Origin of the sequence: Amycolatopsis antarctica, from assembly GCF_002262875.1 — a bacterium.
Lineage (GTDB): Bacteria > Actinomycetota > Actinomycetes > Mycobacteriales > Pseudonocardiaceae > Amycolatopsis > Amycolatopsis antarctica.
Map to the genome: position 1 here is coordinate 328,187 of NZ_NKYE01000007.1, position 16,160 is coordinate 344,346.

Consider the following 16,160-nt stretch of genomic DNA (forward strand, 5'->3'; position numbering starts at 1 on the left):
CGTGCGGCTCAGAGGGCGGCGAGTTCGCCGGCCAGGTCGTCGAGTCCGAGCGCGCCGAGGGCGAGCGCGGACATGTGCCACGACTTCAGGTCGAAGGCCGCGCCGTGGTTCGCCTTCGCCGCCTCCCGTCCGGCCAGCCAGGCCCGTTCGCCGAGCTTGTAGCTGATCGCCTGCGCCGGACGGCCCAGATACCGGACGATCTCACTGTCCACGAACGCCTGCCCGCGCCCGCTGTGCGCGGCCATGAAGGCACGCCCGAGCTCCGGCGTCCACCGCTGCCCGTCCCCGACCGGTGAGCCCGCCGGGACGGGCAGGCCGAGGTGCATGCCGATGTCGATCACCACCCGCACGGCCCGCATGAGCTGCGCCTCCAGGTAGCCGATCCGGGCACCCTGCGGTTCGAGGTAGCCCAGCTCGTCCATCAGCCGCTCCGCGTACAGCGCCCAGCCCTCCGAACAGGCGCTCACCGAGCCGACGGTCGCCTGGTACGTGGAGAGCCGGTCGGCCATCCCGGTCCACTGCGCGAACTGGAGGTGATGTCCGGGGACACCCTCGTGATACCAGGTGCTGATCAGGCCCCACAGCGGGAAACTGGTGCGCCCCAGCGTGGGCAGCCAGGTGCGGCCCGGCCGGGCAAACCCCTTCGACGGCCGGGAGTAGTACGGGGCGGCGGCGCTGCCCGCCGGAGCGATCCGCGCCTCGACCGTCCTCATCGGCTCGGTGAGGTCGAAGTGGGTGCCGTCCAGCTCGGCAATCGCCTCGTCCATCATCCGCTGCAACCGCAGCCGGATCTCCTCGACGCCGTGCACCACCTCGCTGTGCTCGTCCAGGTGCGCCATCGCCTCCGCCGCGGAAGCACCGGGCAGCACGCGGGCCGCCTCGGCTTCGATCTCGGAGACCAGCCGCCGGTATTCCGCCCAGCCCCACTGGTACGCCTCGGCCAGATCCAGATCGGCACCGGTCCACTGCCGCGCGGCCACCCGGTAGCGCTCCTCGCCGACGCCGTCCGGGGTGCCCTCCGCTCTTGGCAGGTACTCGTCGGCCAGCCAGCAGCGCAGGTCGGTGGTCGCCGAGGTCGCGGACGCGGCGGCCTGCTCCAGTTCGGTGCGCAGCGCGGGCGGCACCTCGGCCGCGTCGGTGAACCCGGCGAACCAGCCGCGACCCTCGGCCGCGGCGTTCCACTGGGCGAGCTGCTCGACGAGGGTGCTCGCCTGTAGCGGCGCGGCGAGCAGGCCACGCGACAGGCCCTCGGTCAGTGAGGCCCGGTAGCCGGCCAGTGCCTCCGGCACCCGCGCCATCCGGCGGGCCACGACGGCCCAGTCGTCCGGGGTCTCGGTCGGCATCAGCGTGAAGACCGTCCTGGTCTGCTGCACCGGCCCCATCAGGTTGCTGACGTCGCGCAGTGGCTCGCCCGCGGCGCTGGTGGCCAGCGCGGCACCGAGGCGTTCGCGGAGCAGGCGTCCGCACCGGCGTTCGTCACCGTCGGCCGGGTCGGTGTCCCCACCGGTGCCTCCGCCGGTGGCCTCGTCGAGACGGCGGAGCGTGGCGCGGGCCAGCCCGTCCCGTGACTCCTGCCCGGACGGCGAGAAGTCCGGCATCCTGTCGTCGCCGGGGCGGATGCCCACCATGGTGGCCATGATCGGGTCGAGCTCGGCGAGCCCCTCCACGTAGGCGTCGGCCAGGTCGCGCACGGGGCGTTCGTCACTCGGCATTGCGCCATTCTTCCCCGCTGCGGGTGTCCGGTGCCACCATCGCGTCCCCGGCCAGCACCTTCACCGGCAACGGCAGGTCGGTGTCGCGCAGCGTGATCCGGCGGGCGACGAAGCGGCTGTTGCGCGCCGGGTCCATGCGCCGGGCGTGGCCGCTGGGAAAGGTGCCGGCCAGTACGACCTGCACGGTGTCGAAAGTGGTGTCGGTCAGCCTCAGGTAGGCACCGTAGTCGGCGACTCCACACAGGTCGAGCGAGCCGCCTTCGAGGGTGCAGTCGGACACCAGCACCCGGCCGATCAGTGATCCGTCCTCGATCCAGGTGCGGTCCGTCTCGATGGTGACCGGGCATTCGGTGAACTCGCACCGATCGAAGCGGACCAGTCCGGCGTAGCGCATTCCGGTGGCGAGTTCGACGGTGGTCCCGGCGAAGGCGCAACGGTAGAAGTCGATCGCGGTACCCGCCGTCGCGTCCACCGACTCCAGCGCGAGCACCCCATCCTCGAAGCGCGCGCCGACGAACTCGGCACGCCCGGAGCCGCGGAACTCGACGCCGGAGAAGTCCGTCCGTTCACTGGCGAAGGTAGTGCCGTGGCAGGAGAGCAGGCCGCCGAACCGGGTCCCCTGGAACGAGGTCAGCTCGCCGGAGAACCGCGCCCCGTCGAAGATCACCGTGCCGTCGAAGCGCAGGCCGCTGAAGTCCGTGTCGACGAACTCGACCCCGGTGAAGTCGAAGTCGAGGGCGTGCCAGTGCGAGTCCCGATCCACGCCGAGCCGGTCGCGCAACACCCGCAGCACGGCGGCCCGTACCTCCGCCTCCCCGGCCCCGCTTGCCACGGGTAACCGCAGGTAGGCCCAGAGGACCTCGGCACAGACCTGGCGCTGGCCGGACCAGTCGTCGCCGAGCCCGGCCATCGCGTACACGCCGGCCAGCCGCACGGCGGCGCTGTCGTGCGCGAGTTGCTCGGCCGCCGAGCCGAACCGTTCGTTGTAGCCCTGCGTCTGCTCTCGTTCCGCGTGCGCGGTGGCCAGTTCGTGCTCCGCCTCGGTGACCTTCTGCCTGCGGAAGTTCACCGCCAGCAGCACCACCCCGCCGAAACCGGCGACGACGGCGAGCGCGATCTTCAGCAGCTCCAGCACCTGCGCCACGCCGAACTCGCGGGCGGGCGGAAAGGCGGGCCAGCCGAGCAGCCAGAGCAGGCCCACCGAGGTGGCGGCCAGCACCAGCACCGCGATGAACAGCCAGCCGAGGACGGAGCCGACCATCGTCCGGTCGCCGTACCGGCGCGTCGGCAGCGTCGGCAGGCCACGTCCACGCTCGCGGTCCCGGGCACCGTGCCGGAGCACGGCGGCGGCCGCGATCAGCAGCACCGCGATCGCCAGGTAACGCGCCACCTCACCGGCCTGCCAGCTCCACACGGACGGTGACGTTATCGGCCCGCCGGGTGATCCGGGAGCAAAACGGGCGACTCGGACGTTGTCCGGGTATGGCACTGGTGTTCCTGCTCTACGTCGTCGCCGAAGTGGCCGCCGTCTGGGCCGTCGGCTCCGCGATCGGCCTGCTGCCGACGCTGGGTCTGCTGGTCGCGGGCGCCGTCCTCGGCTCCTGGCTCGCCCGGCGCGAGGGAGGCAAGGCCGCCAGGGCGTTCATGGACACCGCCCGCGCCGGCAAACCCGCGCACAACGAGGTCACCGACGGCATGCTGATCGCGCTCGGCGGGCTGCTGATCCTGCTGCCCGGCTTCGTCAGCGACCTCGCCGGCCTGCTGCTCCTGCTGCCGACGCGCGCGCTGTTCCGCCGCGCCTGGTTGCGCAGGCTGGAACGTCAGGCGCCGATGATGCAGCACGGCGGCATCGGCCCGATGGGCTCGATGGGATCGATGGGCGCACAGAACCCGTTCGGCCCTCCCGGTCAGGACCGCGCCGATCAGGACCGCGTCATCGTGGTGGACAGCGAGATCGTCGAGGACGACCGGCCGGAGCGCCCCCGGCCGGATCCCGCGCAGCGCCCGGTGATCGACCAGCCGTGAGGCCTCAGTTCGGCGTCGGCATGTCGAAGTAACTGCTCAACCGGACCGCCGGGGCGTACTCGCCCTTCACCTTGACCTTGCCGGTGACGAACATCGGCGCCACCGCGGCGACCCCGGTGGCCATCCGGATGAAGTCGTCCACGCCGAGGGTGATCGTGGTGTCGGGGGTCAGGCCGAGGTCGGGCCCGCTGGTGCACTCGCCGTCCTCGATCAGGAGCTGGTAGCGGTCGTACTCCTCGGCCGCACCCGGACGCGGGAAGCGCCAGGACACCACGAAGCTGACGTTGCGGGCGCGTTCCGGGACGAGCTGCTCGCCCATCCGGCGGAAGATCTCGTGCAGGAAGACAGCCCGCAGCTCCTCGTGCTCGGCGAGCGCGGCGACCTGTTCCCGCGAGGCCTTGTGCACGATGTCGACCAGCCTCGGCGTGGAGAGTGAACTCAGCTCGACGCCCGCGCCCGCGGTGCCGAGCATGTGCAGGGTCTCCAGCACGGTGACGAACTGCCCCGGACTCAGCTTGCCGATTTCGAGCATCGCGGCGAAGGCGTCCAGTTCGGGCCGTGCCGGGGCGTAGCCGGAGGGTTCCGGAACCGGCGCGAGTCGTCGCGTCAGCCGGGCCCGCCAGGTTCTGGCCTGGGCGTTCACCGGTCGAGCCTCGGTACGCACAACGGACTCGCCACCTCCACGACCTCGATCGCGCCTCACGCTACCGACGGGTAGTTAGAGCGGCAAGACGTTGCCCACCCACGAGGTGAAGCGATACAGGTAGCGTCTACGACGGAACAGGGAGGTCCAGCACGTGCCCGAGGCGGAACAGCCGGAGAAGACGCGCCCCGCCGGGCGTTCCAAGCGCCTGCCACGCGAGGTGCGGGAGCGGCAGATACTGGACGCGGCCGTGCAGGTCTTCTCCCGGTACGGCTACCACCCGGCGTCGATGGACGAGGTCTCCGAGGTCGCCGGCGTCTCGAAGCCGATGATCTACGCCTACCTCGGTTCGAAGGAAGACCTGTTCACGCACTGCATCCGCCGGGAGTCGGCCCGTCTGCTGGACGCGGTCGCCGCCGGCATCCGGCCCGAGCTGGCCCCGGACATGCAGCTCTGGCACGGACTCCGCTCGTTCTACCGGTTCGTGCACGAGTACCGCGACTCGTGGACCGTGCTGCACCGGCAGGCGCTCGCCGTCGGCGGCACCTTCGCCGACGAGATCAACCAGCTCCGGCAGCAGGCGATCGAGCTCGTCGCCGTGCTGGTGAAGTCGGCGGGCAGCCGGGCGGAACTGGCCGACCAGGTGCAGAAGTCGGGCGAGGGCCTGGCCGTGGCGCTGGTCGGCGCGGCCGAGTCGCTGGCCGACTGGTGGATCGACCACCCCTCGGTCACCGAGGGCATGCTCGCGTCCTGGCTGATGAACCTCGTCTGGCTGGGCTTCAACGACCTCGTCGAGGGCAAGCTCTGGACCCCGTCCGATCCGGCGGCCTGAGCACGGCCGTGCTCAGTCGAAGGTGACCGTGCCGGTCAGGTGCGGTTTCGGCTTGCGGGCGTGCCAGAGTTCGAAGGCCCAGCCGTCGCCGGTACGCCATGAGGTGAACCCCGCCTTGGCGGGCAGCAGCACGGGCTGGGCGAAGCGGACGTCCACCGTGTAGGCGTCCGGCAGCCTGCCCTCGAAGGACGCCAGGCTGTGCGCCTTCGTCCACATGCCGTGTGCGATGGCCGAGGGGAAACCGAACGCCTTCGCGGTGAGCGGGTGCAGGTGGATCGGGTTGCGGTCGCCGGAGACGGCGGCGTACCGGCGGCCGATGTCGCCCGGTACCCGCCAGATCGCGCTCGGCGTCGGCGGGGCGAGCTGTTCACGCTTCCCTCCGCCGGAACCGCCGTCGCGGCGCAGGTACGTGCTCACGTCCGTCCACATGGGACTGTCCGAACCGGACGGTACGAGCTCGCTGACGACGTCGAACTGCCTGCCCTTGGCGTGGTCGCGCAGGTTCTCGGCGCGCACGCGGAGGGTGAACTCCTCGCCGAGGCGCACCGGACGGTGCTGGGTGATCCGGTTCGCCACGTGCACCATGCCGAGCAGCGGGAACGGAAAGCCCGGCTCGGTCATCAGCGCCATCTGCAGGGGGAACGCCAGCACGTGCGGGTAGGTGCCGGGCAGCTCGTCGGTGAGCGGGAAACCGCAGACCTGGTTGTAGGCCGCCAGTTCCGCCGGGTCGACCGTCACACCCGGCAGGACGAACTCGTTGCCCGGCAGGGAATCCCCGCCGGGGTGGCGCAGGCCGCCGAGCGCGGCCTTCGAGTAGAGCGCGGCGGCGTTCGGTGCGGCGGAGAGTTCCCGGACGCTCATCTCACGCCCCCAGCAGGGCCTGGCCGCACACGCGGACCACGTTGCCGTTGACCGCCGTGGACGCCGGATTGGCATACCAGGCAATGGTTTCCGCGACGTCCACCGGCAGTCCGCCCTGCGAGAGGCTGGACAATCTGCGACCGCCCTCGCGGATCATCAGCGGCACCGCCGCCGTCATCTTGGTCTCGATGAAGCCCGGCGCGACCGCGTTGATCGTGCCGCCGCGCTTGGCCAGCTCGGGGGCGTAGGTGTCGACCATGCCGATGACGCCCGCCTTGCTGGTGCCGTAGTTGGTCTGCCCGACGTTGCCCGCGATCCCGGCGATGGACGAGACGCCGATGATCCTTCCGTTGTCCCGCAACACCTTCTCCGCCAGCAGCGTGTCGTTCACGGCGAGCTGGGCGGACAGGTTCACGGCCAGCACGGAGTCCCAGCCGCCCTCGGTCATGTTGCCGAGCGTCTTGTCGCGGGTGATCCCGGCGTTGTGCACCACGACGTCCACCCCGCCGCGCCGCTGCGTCAGGTACTCGGCGAGCTTCGCCGGGGCGTCCGCGGCGGTGATGTCCAGTTGCAGCGCGGAGCCGCCGATCTCGTTCGCCACCGCCGACAGGTCACCACCCTGCGCCGGGATGTCGAGGGCGACGACGTGTGCGCCGTCGCGGGCCAGCGTGGCGGCGATCGCCGCGCCGATCCCCCGCGACGCACCGGTGACCAGCGCGACCTTGCCGTTCAGCGGCTCGTCCCAGTTCTCCGGTTCGGGGGCGGGGGCGTCGCCGACGCGGATGACCTGGCCGTCGACGAAGGCCGACTTCGCCGAGAGCAGGAAGCGCAGCGTGGACTCCGCGGCCTGCTCGCCGCCGGGGGCGACGTAGACGAGCTGCGCCGTCGCGCCCCGCTTGAGTTCCTTGCCGACCGAGCGGGTGAACCCCTCCAGCGCGCGCTGGGCGATGCGTTCCCGGCCGTCGACGAGTTCCGGGGTGCTGCCGAGGACGACGACGCGGCCGCAGGTGGCCACCTTGCGGATCACCGGGTGGAAGAAGGTGTGCAGCTCGCGGAGCTGCGCGGGATCGGTGACTCCGGTGGCGTCGAAGACGAGCGCGCCGTGCTTCGTGCCCTCCGCCGGAACGTCGAGCACCTCGATCCCGGCCGCGGTGAGCTGCGTGCGCAGCGTCTTCTCCAGGCGTCCGCCGGGTGCGGCGCCGAGCAGTGCGGGACCGTCCAGTGGCGGCTGGCCGGTCTTGTGGCGGCGCAGCGGCGTCGGGTTCGGCAGGCCCAGCTTCGGCACCACGAACCGTCCGACCGCGCTGCGGGTGAACTGCTGGTACTTGTCGGCCATCGGGTTCGCCTCCTGCACGGTGTGTGTTGGTCCACAGCGTAACTTACTGGCCGGTAGGTTACGATGAGAGCACAAGCACAGGCGCGTTGGAGGAGACATGGCCGCACAGCAGAACGTCCGGCGGGTCGCGATCATCGGCGGCAACCGCATCCCGTTCGCGCGGTCGAACGGACCATACGCGAAGGCGTCCAACCAGGACATGTTCACCGCCGCGCTGAACGGCCTGGTGAGCCGGTTCGCGCTGCGCGACGAGGTGCTCGGCGAGGTCGCCGCGGGCGCCGTGCTCAAGCACTCGCGCGACTTCAACCTGGCCAGGGAAAGCGTTCTCGGCAGCAGGCTGTCCCCGGCCACGCCCGCCTCCGACGTGCAGATGGCCTGTGGCACCGGCCTGCAGGCGGTGATCAACATGGCCAACAAGATCGCACTGGGGCAGATCGACTCGGCCGTCGCCGGCGGAGTGGACACCACCAGCGACGCGCCGCTGGCCGTCAACGACGAGCTGCGGCAGTTGCTCGTCCGGCTGAACTCGGCGAAGTCCGTCGGCGAACGGCTCAAGCTGGTCACCAAGCTGCGCCCCGGCCACATCGTCCCGGAGATCCCGCGCAACTCCGAACCGCGCACCGGACTGTCGATGGGCGAGCACGCGGCGATCACCGCGAAGGAATGGGGCGTCACCCGCGCCGAGCAGGACGCCCTCGCCGCCGCCAGCCACCAGCACCTGGCCGCCGCCTACGACCGCGGCTTCTTCGACGACCTGGTCACCCCGTTCCTCGGGCTGACCCGCGACGCGAACCTGCGCGCCGACTCGACCGCCGAGAAACTCGGCAAGCTCAAGCCCGCGTTCGGCGGCCCCGAGGGCACCATGACGGCGGGCAACTCCACGCCACTGACCGACGGCGCTTCCGCCGTTCTGCTGGCCACCGAGGAATGGGCTTCCGCCCGCAATTTGCCGGTGCTCGGCTTTCTCACGTTCAGCCAGACCGCGGCCGTGGACTACGTGCACGGCGGTTCGGACGGCGAACGGCGGGAGGGACTGCTGATGGCGCCGGCGTACGCGGTGCCGCGGATGCTGGAACGTGCCGGGCTGAGCTTGCAGGACTTCGACTTCTACGAGATCCACGAGGCGTTCGCCTCGCAGGTGCTGGCCACCTTGAAGGCGTGGGAGGACCCGGCGTTCGCCAAGGAGCGCCTCGGCCTGGACGCGCCGCTGGGCAGCATCGACCGGGCGAAGCTGAACGTCAACGGGTCCTCGCTGGCGGCGGGTCACCCCTTCGCCGCGACCGGTGGGCGGATCGTCGCCACGCTGGCGAAACTGCTGGCGGAGAAGGGTTCCGGGCGCGGCCTGATCTCCATCTGCGCGGCGGGCGGCCAGGGCGTCACCGCCATCGTCGAGCGGTAGGCCGCGGCTGCTCGCTGACGCCGTGCGTCGCCGAGTGGGCGTGCAGACCGGGCACGTCCTCGGTGAAGCCGGCCGCGCCACGCGGGCCGACGACGAAGCGGACCGCCGCGGCGAGGTTCTTCTCGACCTCGTCGTGGTGGACCTCGGCCTTCGCCGGATCGGCGAACTCGGCCTCGTCTATCCGGGCATGCGCGTATTCCCGCACCGCCCGCTCGTCGGTGACCGTCACCGACACCTGCATGTCGACGACGAAGGCGCGACCAAGCGGCTCACGGTCCGGTCCGGGCAGGCTGTGGTCGGTCGTCATATCGAGATGATGAGTGATCGGGATCGGCGCCGTCATCGATCATCGACATGATTTCCGGCCGCCGCCAATCACGATTCTGCCGGTGGTGAAATACGTGCGACTTTTGTCGGCGGCTGCTCCTAGGCTGTGCGCAAAGACCGAGAGGGAGCATCATGGCCGAAGCGAGGGGCGTGCCCGAGGGCATCGCGGTACGGGCGCGCGCGCTGGTCAAGACGTACGGATCGACCCGGGCGCTGGACGGGGTCGACCTCGACATCCCGTCCGGCAAGGTGCTCGGGCTGCTCGGCCCGAACGGTGCGGGCAAGACCACCACAGTACGGATCCTGACCACGCTGCTGCGTCCCGATTCCGGCACCGCCACCGTCGCCGGGCACGACGTGCTCGCCGATCCCGACTCGGTACGCAACTCGATAGGGCTCTCCGGCCAGTACGCCGCCGTGGACGAGAACCTCACCGGCTTCGAGAACCTGTACATGGTCGGCCGGCTCTACGGCAGGCGCAAGGCCGACGCGCGTTCCCGCGCCAGGGAGCTGATCTCCCGGTTCGCGCTGACCGATGCCGCCGACCGGCCGACGAAGGGTTACTCCGGCGGGATGCGGCGCAGGCTGGACCTGGCGGGCGCGCTGGTCGCCGAACCGACGGTGGTGATCCTGGACGAGCCCACCACCGGGCTCGACCCCGGCGGGCGGCTGGACACCTGGGCCGTCATCAAGGAACTGGTCTCCGACGGCACGACGGTGCTGCTGACCACGCAGTACCTGGAGGAGGCCGATCAGCTCGCCGACAACATCGTGGTGATCGACAAGGGCAAGGTGATCGCCCGCGGCACCGCCGACGAGCTGAAGAACGAGATCGGCGGTGAACGGCTGGAGATCGTCGTCGCCTCGCCCGAGGACCTGGCCGTCACCCGGCGGGTGCTGGCCGAGGTCGGCGTCGGGGAGCCGGGCGTCGACGACCACACCCGCAGGGTCGATGTGCTGGTCGAGGGCGGGCCGAAGGCGCTGATCGAGGCCCTGCGCAGGCTGGACGGGGAGAACGTCGCCGTGCTGGACGTCGGCCTGCATCGGCCGACGCTGGACGACGTGTTCCTCTCGCTCACCGGCCACGCGCCGCAGGACGAGGGGGCAAAGGCGTGAACACCTTCACCAAGGGAATGTCCGACAGCGGCGTCGTCATCTGGCGGAACCTGAAGAACGTCCAGCGCAATCCGGAATGGCTGATCGGCGCCACGGCTTTCCCGATCATGTTCGTGCTGATGTTCGCCTACGTCTTCGGGGGCGCCATCGGCGGTCCCGGCGGCGACAGCGCGCAGTACCGCGAGTTCCTGATCGCCGGGATCTTCGCGCAGACCGTCGCGTTCAACTCCTCGTACACGGTGATCGGCTTCGCCAGCGACCTGCAGAAGGGCATCATCGACCGGTTCCGGTCCCTGCCGATGTCCCGGCTCGCGGTGATCCTCGGGCGCACGGCGGCCGACCAGGTACTGAGCCTGGTGGTGCTGGTCGTGATGACCGGGGCCGGCCTGCTGATCGGCTGGCGTATCCGCGGCAGTTTCCTCGACGCGGTGCTCGGCTACCTGGTGATCCTGATGTTCGCCTTCGCCATGTCCTGGGTCGGTGCGTACATCGGGTTGATCTCGAAGAGCGTCGAGGTGGCGAACAGCGCCGGGCTGATCTGGATGTTCCCGCTGACGTTCATCTCCTCGGCGTTCGTGCCGCAGTCCAGTCTGCCGGGCGCGCTGCGGCCGATCGCCGACTGGAACCCGTTCACCGCCGCCGTGAACGCGACCCGGGACCTGTTCGGCAACAACGCTCCGACCGGTTTCCCGGAACCGAGCGGCTGGGCGGCCGACAACGCCGCGCTCTACGCCGTGCTGAGCTGCATCGTGATCATCGCGATCTTCGCGCCGCTCTCGGCCGCCAAGTACCGCAAGGTGGCCAGCAAGTAGGCGCGCGGGCCCGGCGGTATCGTCCCGCCGGGCCGTCCGGGTCAGTTCGGCAGCGCCGACTCGACCGCCTTCGACGCGCGTCCCGCCAGGTAGGTGGTCTTCGTCCGTGCCCCGCGGACGGTGTCCTGCACCGAGTCGCCCGCCCCGTCGACGAACACACCCGCGCGGCGTGCGGCTCGACGGGCCCGCCAGCCCAGCGAGGGCTTGCCGTGCGTGTCGGCCGCGGCGATCAGCAGACCGCCTGCCAGCCCGGCGTTCTTCAGGAAGTGGATCAGTTCCTGGTCGCGCTCGGCGGGGGTTTCGGACGCCCAGAACGGGTGCCCGGCGACGGTCGTCGGGACCAGGCTGCCCAGCAGCGCCAGCGAGGCCAGGCGCGGGAACTTGCCGAGGGCGAGCGCCGTGCCCGCCGCGATCTTCACCCCGGCGTCGATCTTCACCAGCGTCAGCGCGTCGGTGGGAACGGCGTCCGGCAGCATGTCGGCCTGCTTGCCGACGGTCTTGTCCAGCACCGGTTCGGCCACCTTCGCGTGACCTTCCGGCGCGCGCAGGGCGTTGATGCCGCCGTAGATGAACGTGGCCGCGAGCAGCGGACGGGCCAATCGACGCAAGATCACTGTGGACGCCTTCCAGGAGAGAAACGGTGCTTGGGTCGAAGTTACCCACTTCGGGGCGCGGTTAAGCGTCGGCGACACGGGCCCGCGCACCGCTCGATCGGGCTGTCCGACGGGGAATTCCGAATGACGCTTGACCTTGACGTCGCGTCAACTTCTACCGTTGGTCTCACCGCACGAGGAGACGAGGGAGGCGGTCGGAGTGCCGGTACCGGGCGAGTGGTCGATCCAGGACATCGCCCGGCTGGCCGGGACGACGAGCAGAACCCTGCGCCACTACGGCGACAAGGGCCTGCTCGAGCCCAGCCGGATCGGCCGCAACGGCTACCGGTTCTACGACCAGGCCGCCCTCGTCCGCCTGCAGCGGATCCTGCTGCTGCGCGAACTCGGCCTCGGCCTACCGGCCATCGCCGAGGTGCTCGGCGGGCAGCGCGACGGGGACGCCGCGCTGCGCGTCCACCTGGAATGGCTGGAGCGGGAGCAGGACCGCATCGGGCGGCAGATCGCGTCGGTGCGGACGACGTTGCACAAGAGGGAAGGAGGTGAACAACTCATGGCAGAGGAAATGTTCGACGGTTTCGACCACACCCGGTACGAGCAGGAGGTCACCGAGCGCTGGGGCCGCGAGGCCTACGCGAAGGGGGACCGGTGGTGGCGTTCGCTCAGTGACGCCGAGAAGAAGGCGGTCCAGCAGGAGCAGATCGACATCGCCACCGAGTTCGCGCTGGCGGGCCAGGCGGGCGAGCCGCACGACGGTGAGCACGCGCAGGCACTGACCCGGCGGCTGCACGACTGGCTCGCGCGGTCGTCGACGGTGACGAAGGGCTACTTCGTCGGGCTCGGTGAGCTGTACGTGGCCGATCCGCGCTACGGCGGCAACTTCGACCAGCACGCACAGGGGACCTCGGAGTTCATCCGGGACGCGATGAAGGTCTACGCCGAGCGGCACCTGAGCGACTAGCTGTATCGCACTGGGGGTTCGCCGGTGGATGGGGCTGCAGACCCGTTCACCGGTGGCACTATCGGTTTCCATCCCGCCTTATCGGGCTTTATCGGGTTGCCGCTAGAGACCCATATACGCCCCGATGCTCAGCCTCGGTAGCGCTTCGGCAGCCGGAAACCGGCCTCGGCGGCGACCGTACGCAGGCGATCGGGGTAGTCGGTGATGATGCCGTCCACGCCGTCGTCGACGAGTTTGCGCATCGTCGCCGGATCGTCCACCGTCCACGGGACGACGGCGATGCCCGCCCGATGCGCCTCGCGCACCAGCTCGCGGGTGGTGAACGGCGCGTAGTCCGGGTCGCCGACGGCACCGTCCTGCGGGTTGCCGTGCACCGGCGACAACGCCGTGGCTCCGAACGAACGGACCGCACGTACCGGGCTGCCACCGAAGTCGTCGATGTCCAGTCCGCCCAGCCACGGCGACCTGCCCGGCAGCCCGGCCTGCAGGAACTCCGGCTGGGTCAGTGCGACGGTCGGCAGCCAGGGCGCGAGCCGCCGCATCCGCATCAACGCTCCCCAGTCGAAACTCTGCACGGTCACGTTGTGCGCGAAACCGGAGCGCAGGATCTCCCGGAGGGCGCGGCGGACGAACAGTTCCCTCGGCGCGGTCTCCTCCGGCGCGGCCGCCTCCACCTTGGTCTCGATGTTGAAGCGGATCCCGTACGCACGCCGGTCCCTCGCGAGGTCGAACACCTCGGCGAGGGTGGGCATCCGCGCGCCGGGCGCCAGTTCCTGCCCGGGATGCTGCGGTTGCCGCTGCGAACCGCAGTCCAGCGTGCGGACCTGCGCGAACGTCAGATCCTTCACATACTTGCCCGCGTACGGGAACGCCGGATCGCCCGGCACCACCGGCGCGGTGTCGGCGCACTTGGCGGGGTTGACCTGGCGATCGTGGGTCACCACCTCACGTCTGTCGGCGGTGATCTGAATGTCGAGTTCCAGCGTCGTCACGCCCAGCTCCAGCGCCCTGGCGAACGCCGGGATGGTGCCCTCGACCGTCAGGCCGAGACCTCCGCGATGCGCCTGGATGTCGAAGTCGCGCTTCGGCGTGGCCGCCGCCGTCCCGGCGAGCAGGCCCCCGGCCAGCGTCGCCACCACGGTCGCCGCGATCGTCACCCTCGCCCGTCCCAGCACCTCGTCCTCCTCGCCTCGGGTACCGCTGCGCGCCGGGCCGGCCGGGGGCTCCGGTACGTCCGCAGCGTGCCAGGCTCCGGCTACCGGCACCCCACGTCCAGGTGACCGGCTTGCCAACGCTTCGGTGGCGACCTCCGGGGTGACACGCCGATACGGAATTCTGGCCGTATATCGCGCTGACGCTAGAAACGCCGATACGGTGCTAGGTCATGGACCCGATCCGGAACCCGTTCGCGCCCGGCGCGGGCCAGCGCCCGCCCGAACTGGCCGGACGGGAACGCGAGCTGGCGGCGTTCGAGGTGGTGCTGGAACGGGTCGCCCGTGGCAGGCCGGAACGCAGCCTGGTGCTCACCGGCCTGCGCGGCGTCGGGAAGACGGTGCTGCTCGGTGAACTCCGGTCGATGGCGGTGCGGCACGGTTGGGGCGCGGGCAAGGTCGAGGCGCGACCGGACGCCGAGCTGCGCAGGCCGTTGTCCGCCGCCCTGCACCGGGCGATCCGCGACCTGGCCGTCCGGCACCGGGCACCGGACCGGGTGGAGGACGTGCTCGCGGTGCTGAAGGCGTTCGCCCTGCGGGCGAACAAGGCGGACGCGAAGCTGCGCGATCGGTGGCAGCCCGGCATCGACGTTCCCGCCGCGCAGGGGCGCGCCGACTCCGGCGACATCGAGATCGACCTGGTGGAGTTGTTCACCGACGTCGCGGAGCTGGCGGCCGATGTGGGCACCGGCGTCGCCCTGCTGATCGACGAGATCCAGGACCTGCTGCCGGACGATGTGTCCGCGCTCTGCGCCGCCTGCCACGAACTGTCCCAGTCCGGCGCGCCGCTGGTCGTCGTCGGCGCCGGGCTGCCGCACGTGCCCGCGGTGATGTCGGCGTCGAAGTCCTACTCGGAACGCCTCTTCCGTTACGCCCGGATCGACCGGCTGACCCGGGAGGACGCCGACCGCGCCGTGCTCGCCCCGATCGAACGCGAGGAAGCGGGCATCACGCCGGAAGCGCTGGACCTGCTGTTCTCCTGGTCCGGCGGGTACCCGTACTTCATCCAGGCGTACGGCAAGGCCGCCTGGGACGCGGCACCGGCGGACCCGATCACCGCGGAGGACGTCCAGGTCGCGGCGCCGGAGGCGGAGTCGGAGCTGGCCGTGGGCTTCTTCGGTTCCCGCTACGAGCGGGCCACCCCGGCCGAGCGGGAGTACCTGCTGGGGATGGCGGAACTGACGCAGGGCCGCGACGAGAGCGCCGGGACCTCCGACGTGGCCGTCTACCTCGGGCGGAAACCCTCGTCCCTGTCGCCGGCCCGGGACAGCCTGATGAAGAAGGGCCTCGTGTACTCCGCCGAGCGCGGGCACATCGCGTTCACCGTCCCGCACTTCGGCAACTACCTGCTGGGCCGCGCCGACGACTGAGCCGTTCCGCCCCGAACGAGCCCCTCAGCGTGCCACCAGATCGCAATATGTCGACGTATTGCGCTGCCGTGGACCGCAATATGTCGACGAATTGCGGTGTATATGGCTGTCTAGATGGTGCGCGATATTAACTGATACGGGCAAAGAGTGAGCGGCGGCACGATGTTTGGCCGGAGATCCGCGTCTTATGCCGACGATTCGCCGGTCAGTGCGCCACATCACCGGACGATCGTTGGCGAGTTTGTGAAAGAAAGTGCATACTGGAGGCACAAGCCACGAAGGGTCCCGAACCGCCGAGTCGGGACATCAGCGGCCCGGGGATCGGGCCACAGAAGGGGACGCCGAACATGAACAACATCGCCGCCAAGCTCCGCGCCCGTCGCGCCCAGGCCCGCACCCGCCGCGAGGTCAGTCGCGCGATCGACACCGCGACCTCCTCGACCGTCCGCCAGGAGCTCATCGCGATCTCCCAGGCGCGCCACAACCACATGCGCTGACCTGCGACTACGCGATCAGCTATAGTGACCTGGGCCACAAAGGCTGTGGAGTGTAACGCCGTCGCGTACGACGTCGATACTCCACTTGACCCCGCGATGCTGGCGGACCCCCGACCTGGCAGCATCGCGGGGTTTCCATTTGCCCGGACCCGTTCGAAGGTCCGCCACCGAGTCCGCGGTCAGCCGCGACCGGTCCGGCCCTGCAGTTCGTCGATCTTCTTCGACGCCTCCACCTTCGTCAGCCCGTCCGGCACGTTCTCGCCGGCTTCCTGCGCCAGCGTGTGCAGGTAGGACGACTGCGGACCGGTCATCGGCTCGTCGCCGGTGACCCAGTCCCGCGGATTCTTCTCCGGGCTCGGTGAAACGTCCTGCTCCTGCGGCTCGCTCATGAGCCCTCCCGTCATCATGTGTCGAACGTACGTTCGACGGTACGTGTCCGGCGGGCGG

17 protein-coding genes are annotated in these 16,160 nt (G+C 70.4%); 8 read left to right on the plus strand and 9 right to left on the minus strand.

The window, feature by feature from the left end:
- Positions 1-8: 8 nt before the first annotated feature.
- Positions 9-1,712, minus strand: a complete 1,704-nt coding sequence (locus CFN78_RS14430) for a DUF885 domain-containing protein (protein WP_094863281.1) — start codon at positions 1,710-1,712, stop codon at positions 9-11.
- Positions 1,702-3,126, minus strand: coding sequence for a pentapeptide repeat-containing protein (locus CFN78_RS14435; protein WP_094863282.1), 1,425 nt, complete (start codon positions 3,124-3,126; stop codon positions 1,702-1,704). Before CFN78_RS14435 ends, CFN78_RS14430 begins: the two co-directional genes overlap by 11 nt.
- Before the next feature lie 68 nt (positions 3,127-3,194).
- Between CFN78_RS14435 and CFN78_RS14440 the strand changes: the two genes are divergently transcribed.
- Entirely contained in the window at positions 3,195-3,737 is a 543-nt protein-coding gene (locus tag CFN78_RS14440; protein WP_094863283.1) for an FxsA family protein, read from the plus strand.
- 4 nt (positions 3,738-3,741) lie between these two features.
- Here CFN78_RS14440 and CFN78_RS14445 read toward each other — a convergent pair whose 3' ends face one another.
- On the minus strand, positions 3,742-4,269 hold the full coding sequence (locus CFN78_RS14445) for an SCP2 sterol-binding domain-containing protein (protein ID WP_094863336.1): 528 nt from the start codon (positions 4,267-4,269) through the stop codon (positions 3,742-3,744).
- Between the two features lie 265 nt (positions 4,270-4,534).
- Between CFN78_RS14445 and CFN78_RS14450 the strand changes: the two genes are divergently transcribed.
- The gene (locus CFN78_RS14450) at positions 4,535-5,212 is read left to right on the plus strand and encodes a TetR/AcrR family transcriptional regulator (protein ID WP_205660514.1); all 678 of its coding nucleotides are present in this window, start codon (positions 4,535-4,537) and stop codon (positions 5,210-5,212) included.
- 12 nt (positions 5,213-5,224) lie between these two features.
- Here CFN78_RS14450 and CFN78_RS14455 read toward each other — a convergent pair whose 3' ends face one another.
- Together CFN78_RS14455 and CFN78_RS14460 are read right to left on the minus strand one after the other, a co-directional pair.
- Positions 5,225-6,073, minus strand: coding sequence for a MaoC/PaaZ C-terminal domain-containing protein (locus tag CFN78_RS14455; protein WP_094863284.1), 849 nt, complete (start codon positions 6,071-6,073; stop codon positions 5,225-5,227).
- Position 6,074: 1 nt separating this feature from the next.
- On the minus strand, positions 6,075-7,409 hold the full coding sequence (locus tag CFN78_RS14460) for a 3-oxoacyl-ACP reductase (protein ID WP_094863285.1): 1,335 nt from the start codon (positions 7,407-7,409) through the stop codon (positions 6,075-6,077).
- Between the two features lie 97 nt (positions 7,410-7,506).
- Here CFN78_RS14460 and CFN78_RS14465 point away from each other — a divergent pair, with 97 nt between their 5' ends.
- The gene (locus CFN78_RS14465; protein ID WP_094863286.1) at positions 7,507-8,808 is read left to right on the plus strand and encodes an acetyl-CoA C-acetyltransferase; all 1,302 of its coding nucleotides are present in this window, start codon (positions 7,507-7,509) and stop codon (positions 8,806-8,808) included.
- Here CFN78_RS14465 and CFN78_RS14470 read toward each other — a convergent pair.
- Entirely contained in the window at positions 8,786-9,115 is a 330-nt protein-coding gene (locus CFN78_RS14470) for a hypothetical protein (protein ID WP_133116356.1), read from the minus strand. The genes CFN78_RS14465 and CFN78_RS14470 overlap by 23 nt on opposite strands.
- Positions 9,116-9,267: 152 nt before the next feature.
- Here CFN78_RS14470 and CFN78_RS14475 point away from each other — a divergent pair, with 152 nt between their 5' ends.
- Entirely contained in the window at positions 9,268-10,251 is a 984-nt protein-coding gene (locus CFN78_RS14475; protein ID WP_094863288.1) for an ATP-binding cassette domain-containing protein, read from the plus strand.
- On the plus strand, positions 10,248-11,063 hold the full coding sequence (locus tag CFN78_RS14480) for an ABC transporter permease (protein ID WP_240519444.1): 816 nt from the start codon (positions 10,248-10,250) through the stop codon (positions 11,061-11,063). The genes CFN78_RS14475 and CFN78_RS14480 overlap by 4 nt, the downstream gene beginning before the upstream one ends.
- Before the next feature lie 41 nt (positions 11,064-11,104).
- On the opposite strand, the gene CFN78_RS14485 is transcribed toward CFN78_RS14480, so the two are convergent.
- Positions 11,105-11,677 (minus strand): DoxX family membrane protein, encoded by a 573-nt coding sequence (locus CFN78_RS14485; protein ID WP_205660515.1) that lies wholly within the window; start codon positions 11,675-11,677, stop codon positions 11,105-11,107.
- 160 nt (positions 11,678-11,837) lie between these two features.
- Between CFN78_RS14485 and CFN78_RS14490 the strand changes: the two genes are divergently transcribed.
- Complete coding sequence (locus CFN78_RS14490) at positions 11,838-12,635, plus strand: MerR family transcriptional regulator (protein WP_240519445.1); 798 nt, start codon at positions 11,838-11,840, stop codon at positions 12,633-12,635.
- Positions 12,636-12,763: 128 nt separating this feature from the next.
- Here CFN78_RS14490 and CFN78_RS14495 read toward each other — a convergent pair whose 3' ends face one another.
- On the minus strand, positions 12,764-13,792 hold the full coding sequence (locus CFN78_RS14495) for a glycerophosphodiester phosphodiesterase family protein (protein WP_094863340.1): 1,029 nt from the start codon (positions 13,790-13,792) through the stop codon (positions 12,764-12,766).
- Positions 13,793-14,019: 227 nt separating this feature from the next.
- On the opposite strand from CFN78_RS14495, the gene CFN78_RS14500 reads away from it, so the two are divergent.
- Both CFN78_RS14500 and CFN78_RS29145 read left to right on the plus strand, forming a co-directional pair.
- Entirely contained in the window at positions 14,020-15,216 is a 1,197-nt protein-coding gene (locus CFN78_RS14500; protein WP_094863290.1) for an ATP-binding protein, read from the plus strand.
- Between the two features lie 347 nt (positions 15,217-15,563).
- A complete protein-coding gene (locus tag CFN78_RS29145) occupies positions 15,564-15,713 on the plus strand; it encodes a hypothetical protein (protein WP_165777556.1) in 150 nt (49 codons plus the stop codon).
- Between the two features lie 179 nt (positions 15,714-15,892).
- On the opposite strand, the gene CFN78_RS14505 is transcribed toward CFN78_RS29145, so the two are convergent.
- Positions 15,893-16,102, minus strand: a complete 210-nt coding sequence (locus CFN78_RS14505) for a DUF3072 domain-containing protein (protein ID WP_094863291.1) — start codon at positions 16,100-16,102, stop codon at positions 15,893-15,895.
- Between the last annotated feature and the right edge of the window lie 58 nt (positions 16,103-16,160).